Origin of the sequence: Ruegeria haliotis (genome assembly GCF_013377785.1) — a bacterium.
Classification (GTDB): domain Bacteria; phylum Pseudomonadota; class Alphaproteobacteria; order Rhodobacterales; family Rhodobacteraceae; genus Ruegeria; species Ruegeria haliotis.
The window spans coordinates 1-13,471 of the sequence record NZ_JABXWT010000007.1; the positions used below are offsets into that span (position 1 = coordinate 1).

Annotated in this window: 11 protein-coding genes; 6 read left to right on the forward strand and 5 right to left on the reverse strand. The window is 56.7% G+C overall.

Annotated features, from left to right (window positions below):
- Window positions 1-579 precede the first annotated feature (579 nt).
- Window positions 580-1,281, forward strand: a complete 702-nt coding sequence (locus tag HW561_RS13200; protein WP_328803283.1) for a GNAT family N-acetyltransferase — start codon at window positions 580-582, stop codon at window positions 1,279-1,281.
- A gap of 59 nt (window positions 1,282-1,340) precedes the next feature.
- Window positions 1,341-3,110 (forward strand): tetratricopeptide repeat protein, encoded by a 1,770-nt coding sequence (locus HW561_RS13205; protein WP_176865494.1) that lies wholly within the window; start codon window positions 1,341-1,343, stop codon window positions 3,108-3,110.
- A 136-nt stretch (window positions 3,111-3,246) separates the two neighbouring features.
- Here the strand turns inward: HW561_RS13205 and HW561_RS13210 are convergent, their stop codons facing one another.
- Genes HW561_RS13210 through HW561_RS13230 form a run of 5 tightly spaced genes read right to left on the reverse strand, consistent with a single transcriptional unit; the run spans window position 3,247 to window position 9,020 of the window.
- Window positions 3,247-4,272 (reverse strand): Ldh family oxidoreductase, encoded by a 1,026-nt coding sequence (locus tag HW561_RS13210; protein ID WP_176865495.1) that lies wholly within the window; start codon window positions 4,270-4,272, stop codon window positions 3,247-3,249.
- 11 nt (window positions 4,273-4,283) lie between these two features.
- On the reverse strand, window positions 4,284-4,913 hold the full coding sequence (locus tag HW561_RS13215; RefSeq protein WP_176865497.1) for a DUF3726 domain-containing protein: 630 nt from the start codon (window positions 4,911-4,913) through the stop codon (window positions 4,284-4,286).
- A complete protein-coding gene (locus tag HW561_RS13220) occupies window positions 4,910-6,598 on the reverse strand; it encodes a hypothetical protein (protein ID WP_176865499.1) in 1,689 nt (562 codons plus the stop codon). The genes HW561_RS13215 and HW561_RS13220 overlap by 4 nt, the downstream gene beginning before the upstream one ends.
- Window positions 6,599-6,603: 5 nt before the next feature.
- The gene (locus HW561_RS13225) at window positions 6,604-7,578 is read right to left on the reverse strand and encodes a membrane dipeptidase (RefSeq protein ID WP_176865501.1); all 975 of its coding nucleotides are present in this window, start codon (window positions 7,576-7,578) and stop codon (window positions 6,604-6,606) included.
- Window positions 7,578-9,020, reverse strand: a complete 1,443-nt coding sequence (locus tag HW561_RS13230; protein WP_176865503.1) for an aldehyde dehydrogenase family protein — start codon at window positions 9,018-9,020, stop codon at window positions 7,578-7,580. The genes HW561_RS13225 and HW561_RS13230 overlap by 1 nt, the downstream gene beginning before the upstream one ends.
- A 102-nt stretch (window positions 9,021-9,122) precedes the next feature.
- On the opposite strand from HW561_RS13230, the gene HW561_RS13235 reads away from it, so the two are divergent.
- From HW561_RS13235 to napA, 4 genes are all read left to right on the forward strand, one after another.
- Window positions 9,123-9,995: a LysR family transcriptional regulator gene (locus tag HW561_RS13235; RefSeq protein WP_176865504.1), complete on the forward strand. Its 873-nt coding sequence runs from the start codon at window positions 9,123-9,125 to the stop codon at window positions 9,993-9,995.
- Window positions 9,996-10,151: 156 nt separating this feature from the next.
- Window positions 10,152-10,667: a ferredoxin-type protein NapF gene (gene napF / locus HW561_RS13240; protein WP_176865506.1), complete on the forward strand. Its 516-nt coding sequence runs from the start codon at window positions 10,152-10,154 to the stop codon at window positions 10,665-10,667.
- On the forward strand, window positions 10,664-10,957 hold the full coding sequence (locus tag HW561_RS13245; RefSeq protein WP_176865508.1) for a chaperone NapD: 294 nt from the start codon (window positions 10,664-10,666) through the stop codon (window positions 10,955-10,957). Before napF ends, HW561_RS13245 begins: the two co-directional genes overlap by 4 nt.
- Entirely contained in the window at window positions 10,954-13,446 is a 2,493-nt protein-coding gene (napA, locus tag HW561_RS13250; protein WP_176865510.1) for a nitrate reductase catalytic subunit NapA, read from the forward strand. Before HW561_RS13245 ends, napA begins: the two co-directional genes overlap by 4 nt.
- Window positions 13,447-13,471: the final 25 nt, after the last annotated feature.

Here is a 13,471-nt window from a genome sequence, read left to right on the forward strand (position 1 = left end):
CTGGATCAATTGCTTAACGTCTTCACCTCGTCAGGCTCATAACCTGAAGGTCACAGGTTCAAAGCCTACTCCCACAACCAGCTTTTACCGTCAGATATCACGCACTTAGCGCCCAATAGGGCGCTTCTTGCGTTCGCCTCCTATCAGTCCGGTGCTACAGCGGTGCTATAGGCCCGGGCAGCTGCCTCAAACCAGTCATCTGACGGTTTCGGTTGGACATCGTGCCGGTTCGGACGGCATCAAGGTCGGTTGAGCGGACAAAGGGTGAATTCGCTGCACGCGCGCCAATGGCTGCAATCGGAATCTGAGTGCAATACTTCGATGGCTATTGGTGAAGCACAGCAGAAGCAAATGGGGCGAAAAAACACCATGTGGTGTTTGAGCAATAGACACGAAACCACCAATTGCCTGCAACAGATCGAAATGAGCCCTTACCTAGTGCAACGATCAAGCCCTTCCATAGGTTTTTAAAGATGGAGGCTTTCAAGCAAGAAGTGGCGCTTAAAGTTCAGCAATATCGAGAAAACCGGAAACCTGAGGCACTGATCTTTTTCTTAATTACGCAATCGCCAGTACTATGTGCTACTGTCGCCATCAAAGCCTGAGCCAGATAATAATTTGGAGGCACTTTATCCGTTGTCAGATTACCCAGTAAATCAATTTACTCTACGCCCTACGGAGAAGGCTGATCTGGAGATCATATCAAGATGGTTTCTGGATGTAGCGGATCTGGCTTGTTTTGATCGAACCTCTCGTATTCCATTGAACCAAGTACAGACTGAACGGTTATGGAATGATGCTGTTTGTGCGCGCAGCGATAATAGGAACTGCTGGTTTACGATCGAAACCGAGAACAAGGACGCCGTTGGACTGACCGGGTTGGATGCAATTTCGCATGTCAATCGCGATGCGGTCATACCACTGTTTGTCGACAGGTCAGTGCGTCGATGCGGCGTTGGTATTAGGGCAACTGCTCTTCTTTTGGATTTTGCCTTCCGACAGCTGGGGCTGAACCGCGTTACGTCATACTACCGGGCCGACAACCGGGCCAGTCAGGATCTATTTGGTCAGCTGAGTTTTCAGACCGAGGGCACCCTGCGACAAGCTTGGTTTGCAGACGGGTGCTTTTACGACATGATTGTCGTTGGCATCCTTCGGAAGGACTGGATGGATCGACGGCAAGCATTGGCCAAGGAACTAAAACCGAACACAGTGGTTGGGTTTTGTTCCAGTGAGGCATCCGGATGGTCATGGCCGCCTCGACGCCTCTCTGAGGGCTGAGGCGATCTTTTGACAGCGCATATCTAAACGTGAAATGAAATCTCGACCGAGTACCGCAAGTGAATAGCACCAGATCAGAGTCATCAATCACACAAAAGCTCGGCGCGGTGCTGTTTGCGGATGTTGTCGGTTATTCGCGGCTGATGAATGAGAACGAGCTGGATACGTACAGCGCGTTGAAATCCTTGCTTTCACAGCTCGAAGCCACCTGCACCCAATACCAAGGAGACATTGTCGAAGTCAGGGGTGACGGTATTCTGGCTTTATTCGAAACTGCCACCAGTGCGGTCGAATTCAGTATCGAATTGCATCGGATCGCAGCGCAGCACAACCAGGATCGTCCAAAAGATCAGCGGATCAAGTTTCGCGCAGGTGTACACCTTGGTGAGGTCCTGCTCGACGAGCGCGGCGTTCATGGTGACAACGTGAATATCGCCGCCCGGCTACAGGAAATAGCCGAGCCTGAAAGAGTCTACATCAGTGCATCTGTATATGACCAAATCCGCAATCGCCTGCGGTATGGTTATGAATTTCTGGGTCCCAAGCAGCTTAAGAACATCATGGCGCCAATCCCGACGTATTGTGTCCGCAGCGAGGTCGAGGGAGCGACCATGGCAGCAACATTGCGCCCTGATATGCCTTTGGACATCTTGGATCGGCCCGACACGCCGTCCGTTGCCGTCTTGCCCTTTGTGAGCACTGGAAATGACGAGGATGACAGCTGGATCGCTGATGGGCTTACCGATGACATCATCATGAACCTGTCCAAATTCCGGAACTTGTTCGTTATCGCCCGAAACTCATCGTTCTTTTTCAAAACGGAATCGATGCCTCCGAAGGAGGCCGCACGCAGATTGAATGTTCGCTACATAGCTCGTGGCAGTGTTCGTCGATCACAAAGCCGCGTCAGGATCACTGCGGAATTGATTGATGCGAACACCGAGCGAACAATCTGGGCCGAACGTTTTGATCGCAAGATCGATGACATATTCGACATTCTGGATGAGGTCACAGAATGCATCGTTGCAGCCACTGCCGTAATGATCGAATCCCAGGAACAACAACGAATGGTCCAGGCGATTCCCAAAGATCTGGAAGCTTACGGCGCGGTCTTGCAGGGCCAGCACCACATCTTCAAATACACGCGCAAAGACAACAAAAAGGCGAAGACCTGCTATGAATTTGCGCTTGAGCGGGATGACCGCTACGCCCGTGCATCCGCAGCCCTTTCGCGCACATTGAACATAAACTGGCGATATTCCTGGAGCGTAGATACGGACACCGCTCTGGATCATGCCTTGTCTTACGCACGGCGGGCAATAGATCTGGATCCGACAGACGCCCGCGGGTTCGGTGAATTGGGTTTTGTGCAGCTTTACCGCAAAGAACATGATGCGGCCATCGAATCCTACAAGCGGGCGTTGGCGTTAAACCCCAACGATGCTGATCTGCATTCGGACTACGCTGACGCGTTGGCCCATTCAGGCGACAACGAAACTGCGATCACACATCTGCAACAGGCGATGCGTCTTAACCCTTACTTCCCCGACCAATACCTGTGGCATCTGGGTGGCGCGTATTTCAATCTCAAGCGTTATGGGGATGTCATTGAAACCGTGAATAAAATGAACAACCCCACGGAAGGCCAACGCATGCTCGCCGCAAGCTATGTGCAGTTGGGAGACACGGATATGGCCCGGGTTATTGCTGACAAACACCGCGTTGCACACCCAAACTTTTCGCTTGTCCGATGGGCTGATGTTCAACCGGATCGTTGGGAAGCAGACACCCAACATTTTGTCGAAAGCTTAAAAATGGCTGGGTTTTAGGGATCGCAGCGGTCCTTGACGCGTGTGTCAAAGACCGCTGATACCGAACCACAACAGTCGCTGCGCAGTTCAACAGTATCGAGGCGACCAGATTGATCAGACCCGAATGCTCGGTGTCGACGATGGGCGGCTCGTCTTACGCCTGATTGGCGTTGGCCAAAATGCCTTCGATCTTTGCCAAAGTCGCCGAATTTACAGCGACGCCCTCCTGATGGGCCTTCAGGCGCTTTGACAAACGTCCGTCGCCCGGCAAGTGGGCCCCTTCCTGAACACGAATGGCCTCAACAAGGTCAGCCATTCCCGTCGAAAACAGTCCATTTGAAGTTGAGGCGGGATCAATCGCGATGAAAAACTGACCCGTTTTTGGCGGCCCACCGACCGTTCCTGAAAACGGCGATGCATGCAGGCCCAGGGTTGCTCCGGTCAGTGCCGCCGCCATGATTTCCGTCAACAACGCGACGCCGACACCTTTGTAGCCACCTGAGGGTGCCATGCTGCCCTTCAGTCCGACATTGGGATCGGTGGTTGGGTTGCCATCCGAATCCAGTGCCCATCCAACCGGGATTGCTTTGCCTTCCCGGGCGTGTTTCATCACTTCGCTTTTGGCAATTGTGCTGGCGCTCTGGTCGATCAGAAGGGCAGGTTGTCCATCCGCCCCGGGCGCTGCGATCGAGAACGGGTTGGTTCCGATGACAGGCTTTGAGCCTCCGGACGGTGCGATTGACGCTGGTGCATTGGTGAACCCCAAACCAACCAGACCTGCCTGAGCCAGACGATATGTATGATAGCCCAGTACGCCGCAATTGTAGCTGTTGGTGATGGCCAGCGCGGCAATACCCTGTTCGCGTGCGGCGGGGATTAGGGTATCGAACCCCAGATCAATTGCCGAATGCGCAAAACCGGTGGCCGCGTCCACCCTGACAACGCCGGGGCGTGGGGTTTCCAGCGCGGGTTTGGCCTGACCATCCACTTTGCCGCACTGCACGTGTTCACAGTAGATCGGGATGTACGCCAGACCATGGCTGGCAACACCGTCGGCCTCGGTCGCGGCTGTCGCCACAGCCAGCGGGCGCGCGTTTTCCTCGCTCGTGCCCGCAGCCACAAGGGCTCTGAAGGACAGATCTTCGATTTCAGCAAGCGAGAGCGTTCGGGTTTCCGTCATCGGATTATCCTTTAATCATTATCGGACAGCCCAGCACCGGCCCCCAATAGCCGCGATTCTTCGGTTGCGGGGGCATAGGTGCGGTGGGCGAAGCTGGTGAGAACCTGCCACGCGGCCGGATCTGGATGCGCGCGGGTATGGCAAGGTCGTGTGTTCTCCAACACGCCGCCCACGGCTATCACAACGTGATCCGCGTGGGCGTTATCGCAATCTGGACATGATAGGCGCGTGCCGTCGGTTACGGCGGTACAACCATCCATCGTCATTGTGATGCTGTTGTTCCGGGCAAAGGCCATGTTGGCCACAAACGGAAGCAGCAATAGGGGCACGGCAACATGTTGCAACTCTAGCGGGCCGGGGTGTCGAATGTCCGCATGATCGGACAATGTTGCACCAGTCATCAAAGGGCACAGTGCTTCTTCGCCGGCCCACTTGTCGTTTAACTCACTTGGGACGTGCTGCTCCAGAGTGACAGGGAATTCCCGTTGCAACAGCCGGGCTAGTTCAGTTGCACCATCCAGCCCCTGTGCGCACAGCCAACGCGTTGCCTTGCCAGCTTCCTCTGCCACGCCCCATTCGTACCCAGCACCTCGGGCCGCGCGTTTTGCTATTGCCTCGATCTCATTCAGGGACAAATTCATGGCAGGACCTCCGGATATACCCACAAATCGGCGTTTTCGCCGGTCAACTCATCGGGGTAGGGCGCGCCGGAATACATGCAGATGCGCACCCAGCGGTCCGACCGCGGATCAAAATGGGTCGCGCCAAAAAATGCCAGCTTTGCCCGCAGCATGTCGATGGGCAGCACACTTGCACTGATGGTGTTGTCGCGGATTTCACCATAGGGTGCGATGTCCGCCATTTGTGCACGGCGCACTGTGTGACGATGTTCCGGGTGGCGCATCAGGAATTCTGCGATCGGGGCTTCGTCGACCCAATCGGCAAGTGCTTTGTACGCCAGAACTGCGTCTCGGGCCGGGGCCAGAGGTTGCTCGTAGTCGGCAATCGGTTCGTCGAACCGTTCGCCCAGTCGCGGTTCCAGCTTTTCCTCCGAGACATACCAGGCGCGGGCGCAATTCTCTGGCGCGTTCCAGTCCAGATCCAGCGCCCAATCAAAACCCTGCTGGATCAGTGACCGCACGTCAGAGATCGGCATCGCGCCCTTGATCACCTGCGCCCGGGCATTGGTGTCTGCCATGCAGCTGGCCAGACCATCCACCAGATCCCCGTAAGGTTCGAGAACCAGCGAGGCGACCAGTTCCTGTCCTTCCTCGCTAAGTGCGGTTTCGGACCAGCGGATCAATCGGTCCCAGGGGTGATCTCGCATCAGGTCATCCTGCCCCAGATATCCCGAGATCAAGGCCAGATCATTGTTCAATTCCGCAAGCTTCTTGATTTGTGCCGGATGCTCTGAACGCCACCAGGACATCGAAAGCTTGCTGCGGTCGAAAATGTTCCGAAACGCATTGGCATCCTCGGCTGACGCTGTTTCGATGGACCGGACGCGCGCGATTGCCTCTTCACGCACCATGATCCAATTGTTGAACAGGATCGGGTGATTGACGATGAAGGGCGCCATGCCCAGGCCGGTGGAATTGCCGATCCCCAGACGAGTCGCCATCTCGGGGCTCAGTTCGACGGCCTCATCACCGCCGCGCACGCGTGCCATGTGATTGACGAGGTCGCGCACGAACCAGCGGGTCAGAAAGACCGACAGCATTTCGGCCTGAAACGGCACCAACATTTCCGGGCGGTCCGCGATTTTTTCCCGATCTGCCGCGCCCAGCTTGCCCGAACCGTAAACAGCGGTGGTGCGCATCAGATAGCCCACCGCATCAGCCTTTTCCGCGTCAGGTTGGTGCCCAGCGGCCAGTGATTCGACGAAGTGTTCCCACAGGCGCACCGACCGGTTGGCGCGGCTGACTGAGATCTCGCTGTCGGTGACGCGGCCTACCTCTTGAAGCGGAACGTTTTGGGACAGGCGCTCAATGTCGGCCTCGGTTGGTACCCCGTCGAACAGGGTAAATGTTGCGTCCCACGCCGTGGCAATCACCCGGTCCGAGCGCATCTCGGGCGGCAGGTCATGGGCAAATGCCACCAAAGAATAGGTCCGCTCAGGCCCTTGTGCCGTGTAAACCGCGTGCCCCACCCCTTTGTCATCAACGTCGAAAACCGGGCGTGCAAAGCTCCAGTTTTCTTCAGCCAGGCGGCGCGTCAGCACCCGCATGAAACTGAGACGGCATTGATGCAGCGAACCCAGACGTGACAGGCGCATCACTGTCGCTGGGTCCCGCCGAGGGATGGTTGTTTGCGCGGTTTTATCCATATGGTTTATCCTTGAGGGCCAAAATTCTTGGCGAAGAACCGATACCAGTTCCCGCCCATGATCCCGGCGACGTCGTTATCGCTCAGGCCGGTTGCGCGTAACCCGTTTTCTATATTGCCAAAGTGGCGGTTGTCCTGAAACCAGCCCGGCATCGGCGGAAAGCCCGGCGCCGATGCCGATCCTTCGCCATAGTCAATTTCTTTGGTCCAGCGCCCGACACGCATCCATTCGACAATGCTGTCTGGCTGGTCCTGGCACAGGTCAGTGCCGATCCCCATATGCTGCGCGCCATATTTGTCGGCAGTACGGGCGATCATCTCGCAAAAACTCTCCAACGTGCAGTCAGATTTATCTTTCAGGTGATGAGGGTAGACCGAAAAGCCCAGCATCCCACCCTTTTCCGTGACCGCGCGGATGACGTCGTCACGCTTGTTGCGCAGCGCGGGTGACCATTCATGCGGGTTTGCGTGGGTGATGGCGATAGGACGTTCAGAGATTTCGGCGGCCTCAATGGTGGACCGATCTGCCGAATGGCTCATGTCCACCACAAGACCCACGCGGTTCATTTCCTTGATGACCTGTTTTCCCATGCGGGTGATGCCGGTGTCTTCGGCCTCATAACAGCCCGTCGCCAGCAGCGACTGGTTGTTATAGGTCAGCTGCATGAACCGTGCACCCAGATCGTGCAGGATTTCGACCAGACCGATATCATCCTCGATAGGGCTGGGGTTCTGAAAGCCAAAGAATACAGCAGTCCGGCCGGTTTCGCGCGCCGTATCGATATCGCTGGCCCACCGGCCTTTCATGATCAGGTCCGGGTATTGTTCGAACCAGCGGTTCCACCTTTCAAAGTTCAGAACCGTTTCGCGAAAGTTCTCGTGATACGAGATGGTGACGTGGATCGCGTCCACGCCCCCTTCACGCAGCTGGCGGAAGATCTTCTCCGACCAGTTGGCATATTGCAGCCCATCAATCCGCATCAGACAGGGCCAGCACTGATATAGGCGGTTTTGACGGTGGTATAGAACTCAGCCGCCGCCTTACCTTGTTCACGTGGCCCATACGAGCTGTCGCCACGACCACCAAACGGCACGTGATAGTCGGTGCCAGCGGTCGGAAGGTTCACGGTCACAACACCGGTGCGGGCATTGCGACGGAAGTGAGTAGCGCGCGCCAGCGACTTGGTGACGATACCCGAGGTCAGGCCGAAATTGGTGTCGTTGACGACGCTCAGCGCTTCATCATAGCTGCCAACCTTGATGACGCTGGTCAGCGGCGCGAACATTTCTTCGCGGTTGATGCGCATGTCGTTGTTGGTGTTTAGGAACACGCCTGGGGACATGTAGAAGCCATCATGAGGCATCTCAAGCCGCTGACCGCCGCAAGCCAGTTCCGCGCCCTCAGACTTGCCCAGATCGACATAGGCGAGGTTTTCGCCCAACTGCTGCTGGCTGACAACGGGACCCAACTGGGTGCCTTCTTCCAGCGCGTGGCCGACTTTCATCGCTTGTGCACCGGCAACCAGTTTCTCGACGAAAGCGTCGTGGATGCCCGCGTGCACCACGAGGCGCGAGGACGCGGTGCATTTCTGACCGGTGCCGCCAAAGGCACCACCAAGGGCCAGTGTCACGGCCAAGTCCAGATCTGCGTCATCCATGACCGCCAGCGCGTTTTTCGACCCCATTTCCATTTGAACTTTGGTCAGGTTCTGAATGGCCGCTGCGGCGATGCCTTTGCCAACCGGAACCGACCCGGTGAAGGAAATCGCATTGACCTTGGGGCTTTCCACCAGGCGTTGACCGATCGAGCGGCCCGAGCCCATCACAAGGCTGAACAGACCCTTGGGGATGTCCTGCCGTTCGATGATCTCGGTCAGGGCCACGGCGGATGCCGGAGTGATGTTCGCGGGTTTCCAGACAACCGCGTTGCCATAGCACAGCGCTGGCGCAATCTTCCACGACGCGGTCGCGGTGGGGAAGTTCCAAGGGCTGATGATCGCCACTGTGCCAACAGCTTCGCGGCGCACGTCGATTTCGACGCCGGGGCGCACGCTATCGGCGTTCTCACCGATCTGACGCAGGCATTCGGCGGCGTAGTAGGTAAAGAACTGACCGGCGCGATAAACCTCACCCTTGCCTTCGGCCTTGGGCTTACCTTCTTCGCGGGCCAGCAACGTTCCCAACTCTTCGGCGCGTGACATCAGTTCGTTGCCGATATTCATCAGGACGGCCTGCTTGCGCTCGGGGCCATAGGCCTCCCACTCGGCCTGCGCGACGCGCGCCTGGTCCAGTGTGGCGTCCAGTTGGTCCGCGCTGGCCTGGGCAAACATGCCCACTAAATCGGTCAGGTCCGACGGGTTACGGTTTTCAATTTCGCTTTCACCAGCCAGCCATTCGCCAGCGATCAGGTTCAGTTTGGTCACGTCAGGCCCCAAATTTTTGATTTCGATTTCGGACAGGATGGATTTCAGAGGCCATATCAGTCAAACTCAAATTACTTTAACCAACTTCAGGAATTCTGAAGCATGACAATCAAAGTCGAGATGCTGCGTTGCTTTTGCACGGTTGCCCAGACAGGAAATCTGGGCGAGGCCGCTGATCGCCTGGGACGCACGCAATCCGCAGTATCGATGACATTGAAGCAGCTTGAAGATCATCTGGGCAAAAGGCTGTTCGAAGGAGAAAGGAAGAATCACCTGTCTCCGTTGGGCAAACAAGTGTTTGATCTGGCGCTCAAACAAGTGCGCGAATTCGATCAAACCGTTCAGAATATTGAGGCGGCGGCAGAGGCAGAGCATGGGTTGATCCGTATTGTGTCGGTCCCATCGGTAGGGGCGTTGGTGTTTCCACCATTGCTTGACCACATGACATCGCGATTCCCCGGGCTGAAGATCGAACTGCGCGACGCGGATACACAGCAGGTGTTGGATGCGATTGCTGGTGACAAGGCGGATATCGGGATTGCGTCCGGCCATCACCCGTTGAACGGCGTCAGAATTGTCCCATTGTTCGAAGATCGCTTTGGCCTTGTCGCTGCGTCGGACCACCCGCTGATCACCAGGGCCGAACCGCCGGAGGTTTCCGATCTGACGGCCACTCGTTTTGTGCGGAACGCTCTGTGTGACTTCATCCAGTCGCCGCAATTCACCCATGTATTGGAACACTCTGAAATCTCGATCCACAATACGCATTCGTTGATCACGATGGTCAGAACGGGCCAATGGGCCACGGTTCTGCCGCAGACAGTGGCCCGGTTTATTCCTGACTCTGCCGCCTTTCGGCTCATTTCGGATCTGCCAGACAAACGACAGGTGTACCTCTATGTCCGGGAACGATCACGTTTCAAAACTCTCACTGACGCGTGCAGCTCATTCATTTTGTCGCGCAAGTTTGACTAATGCGAGTTGTCGGATTCACCCGGGTTTTGACTTGTTTTTGACCGACCAAATTTAATCGGAACACAAAATGATCTGGATCAAAATTATTGCGTAGAAAACCTGCTACGCCCACAAAAAACCAGTTATAAAGACTTATGGGGTTTAGGTCGCAAGCGAATGAGCCAGTTGACCACCAGACGCGCGTTTCTCAGCGCCCGGATTCTCCGGGAGGATACCCATGTGGTTCGGCCTCCGGGTGCGGTGGAGTCTGGATTCCACGATCTGTGCACGGCATGCGGCGATTGTGTAAGCGCCTGTCCCGAAGGCATCCTTGCCATCGATAATGATGGCATTCCCATCGCCCGGCTAGATGCGGGTGCCTGTACCTTTTGCGGCGATTGCGCTCGGTCGTGTGAGGCCGATGCTTTGGATATCGAGCGTTTGCCTGACTGGCCGTGGCGCGCAATGATCGAAGGTGCCTCATGCCTGTCGATGACCGGCGTCAGTTGCCGTTTGTGTCAAGACACCTGTGATCAGGGCGCGATCCGGTTCAAGCTGCAGCTTGGTGGTCGCGCAAAACCCGAACTGGATATCGACAGCTGTACCGGTTGTGGCGCTTGTGCGTCTGCATGTCCGGTCGGTGCTGTCTCGTTTGAACGTCCTTTTAACCCCCAACCGGAAGTGATCCAATGAACATCTGCGGTTGCCTTGTACACGTTGCCCCGGACCGCGCTGAAGCCGCGCGGGTGGCAATAACTGAAACCCAAGGCGTCGAAGTGCATGCCGAGGCCGAGGATGGCCGTTTTGTCGTGGTTGTCGAAGACACGCCCGCACGACTGGCGTCCGAGACCATCATGGATCTGCATCAGATCCCCGGCGTAATCTCTTTGTCCCTTACCTATCACCATTTCGAAGAACTGGCGGAGACCTCTCCGCAAACCGATGCCCCAAGCCAACCGACCAGCAGGAGGCCTGTCCAATGACTGTTTCTGAATCCCGCCGCACCTTCCTCAAAGCATCAGCGGCTGCCGCAACCGCCTCGGCCGCAGGTATCCCGATGACCGCAGGTCAGGCCAACGCGCAGGTCGCTGCGCCTGATATTCGCTGGGACAAGGCGGCTTGCCGCTTTTGTGGCACCGGCTGTTCAGTTCTGGTCGGCACCAAGGATGGCCGTGTCGTCGCCACCCAGGGTGACCCAGATGCGCCCGTCAATCGCGGCCTGAACTGCATCAAGGGCTATTTCCTGTCCAAGATCATGTACGGCAAGGACCGCCTGACCACGCCGCTGCTGCGCAAAACCAATGGCGAATACGACAAGAATGGCGAGTTCGAACCGGTCAGCTGGGACGAAGCCTTTGATGTGATGGCCGCCAAGTGGAAAGAGGCCCTGGCCAAGAAGGGGCCAACCAGTGTTGGCATGTTCGGCTCGGGTCAGTGGACCGTCTGGGAAGGCTACGCCGCATCCAAGCTGATGAAGGCCGGGTTCCGGTCCAACAATATCGACCCTAACGCGCGGCACTGCATGGCCTCGGCGGTCGTCGGGTTCATGCGCACCTTCGGTATTGATGAGCCGATGGGCTGCTACGATGATCTGGAGCACGCGGATACCTTTGTGCTCTGGGGCTCGAACATGGCCGAGATGCACCCGATCCTGTGGTCGCGTCTGACCGATACGCGCCTGACCAAACCCGGGTCAGAGGTGCATGTGCTGTCGACGTTCGAACATCGCTCGTTCGAGCTGGCGGACAATGGCATCGTTTTTGCGCCGCAGACTGATCTGGCGATCCTGAATTATATCGCCAACTACATTATCCAAACTGGCGCTGTGAACGAAGAGTTCGTCAAAAAACACGTCAACATCACCAAGACCGCAACTGACATCGGCTATGGGTTGCGGGACACTAACCCGTTGCAGCAAGAGGCTGAAAACCCGAATTCCGGCAAGCTGGAAACCATCAGTTTTGAGGACTATGCCGCTTCGGTCGCGGAATACACGCTGGCGTATACAGCCGAACTGTCAGGCGTACCTGCCGACAAGCTCGAGAAGCTGGCCAAGCAATATGCCGATCCGAATCGCAAGGTGATGAGCCTATGGACCATGGGTTTCAACCAGCATACGCGTGGGTCGTGGGCGAACTCGTTGATGTACAATGTTCACCTGCTGGTCGGGAAGATTTCGGAACCGGGTAACTCACCCTTCTCGCTGACCGGTCAACCATCGGCCTGTGGTACGGCGCGTGAGGTCGGCACCTTTGCCCACCGTCTGCCTGCCGACATGGTGGTGATGAACGACGAGCACCGCGAGATCTGTGAGACCGCGTGGAATATCCCCGAAGGCACAATTCCGCCCAAGCCCGGCTTCCACGCTGTTTTGCAGCACCGCAAGCTGAAAGACGGTGAGCTGAACGCCTATTGGGTGCAGTGTAACAACAACATGCAAGCCGCGCCCAACATGAACGAAGAGGGGTATCCAGGCTATCGTAATCCGGAAAACTTCATTGCAGTTTCGGATCCTTATCCGACGGTTACTGCCGTCTCGGCTGACCTGATCCTGCCTACCGCCATGTGGGTCGAAAAAGAAGGCGCCTATGGTAACGCAGAGCGGCGCACCCAATTCTGGCGTCAGCAGGTGCAAGCGCCGGGTGACGCGAAATCGGACCTCTGGCAGTTGATGGAGTTTTCCAAGCGGTTCACCGTCGAAGAAGTCTGGGACGAAGAATTGCTGGCCAAGATGCCGGAACATCGCGGCAAGACCATGTACGACGTGCTCTACGCGAACGGTTCAGTGGATAAGTACCCACTGTCTGAAACTGCAGAAGGTTTCGGCAACGACGAATCTGAGCATTTCGGGTTCTACGTACAGAAGGGTCTGTTCGAGGAATATGCCAATTTCGGGCGTGGCCACGCGCACGACCTCGCACCATTTGAAACCTACCATCAGGCGCGCGGCCTGCGCTGGCCGGTCGTGGACGGGCAGGAAACGCTCTATCGGTTCCGCGAAGGCTATGATCCCTATGTACCCGAAGGCGCAGACGTCAAATTCTACGGTCACAAGGACGGCAAGGCCAAAATCATCTTTGCCCCCTACGAACCCGCTGCGGAAGAGCCGGATGAGGAATTCGATCTGTGGCTGTCCACCGGGCGCGTGCTTGAGCATTGGCATTCCGGTTCGATGACTCGCCGGGTGCCGGAACTGCACCGCGCGTTCCCATCGGCCGTCGTCTACATGCACCCGCAGGATGCCAAGGATCGGGGTCTGCGGCGCGGACAGGAGATCGTTCTGTCGACCCGTCGGGGCGAGGTCACCAGCCGTATCGAAACCCGCGGACGCAACAAGGTACCGCGTGGTCTGGTCTTCATGCCTTGGTTCGACGAACATCAGCTGACCAACAAGCTGACGCTGGATGCAACCTGCCCGCTGTCTAAAGAGACCGACTATAAGAAATGCGCCTGTAAGGTCGAGCGCGCGTAACTGGCAAGGTTAGGCAGAGGTAGTC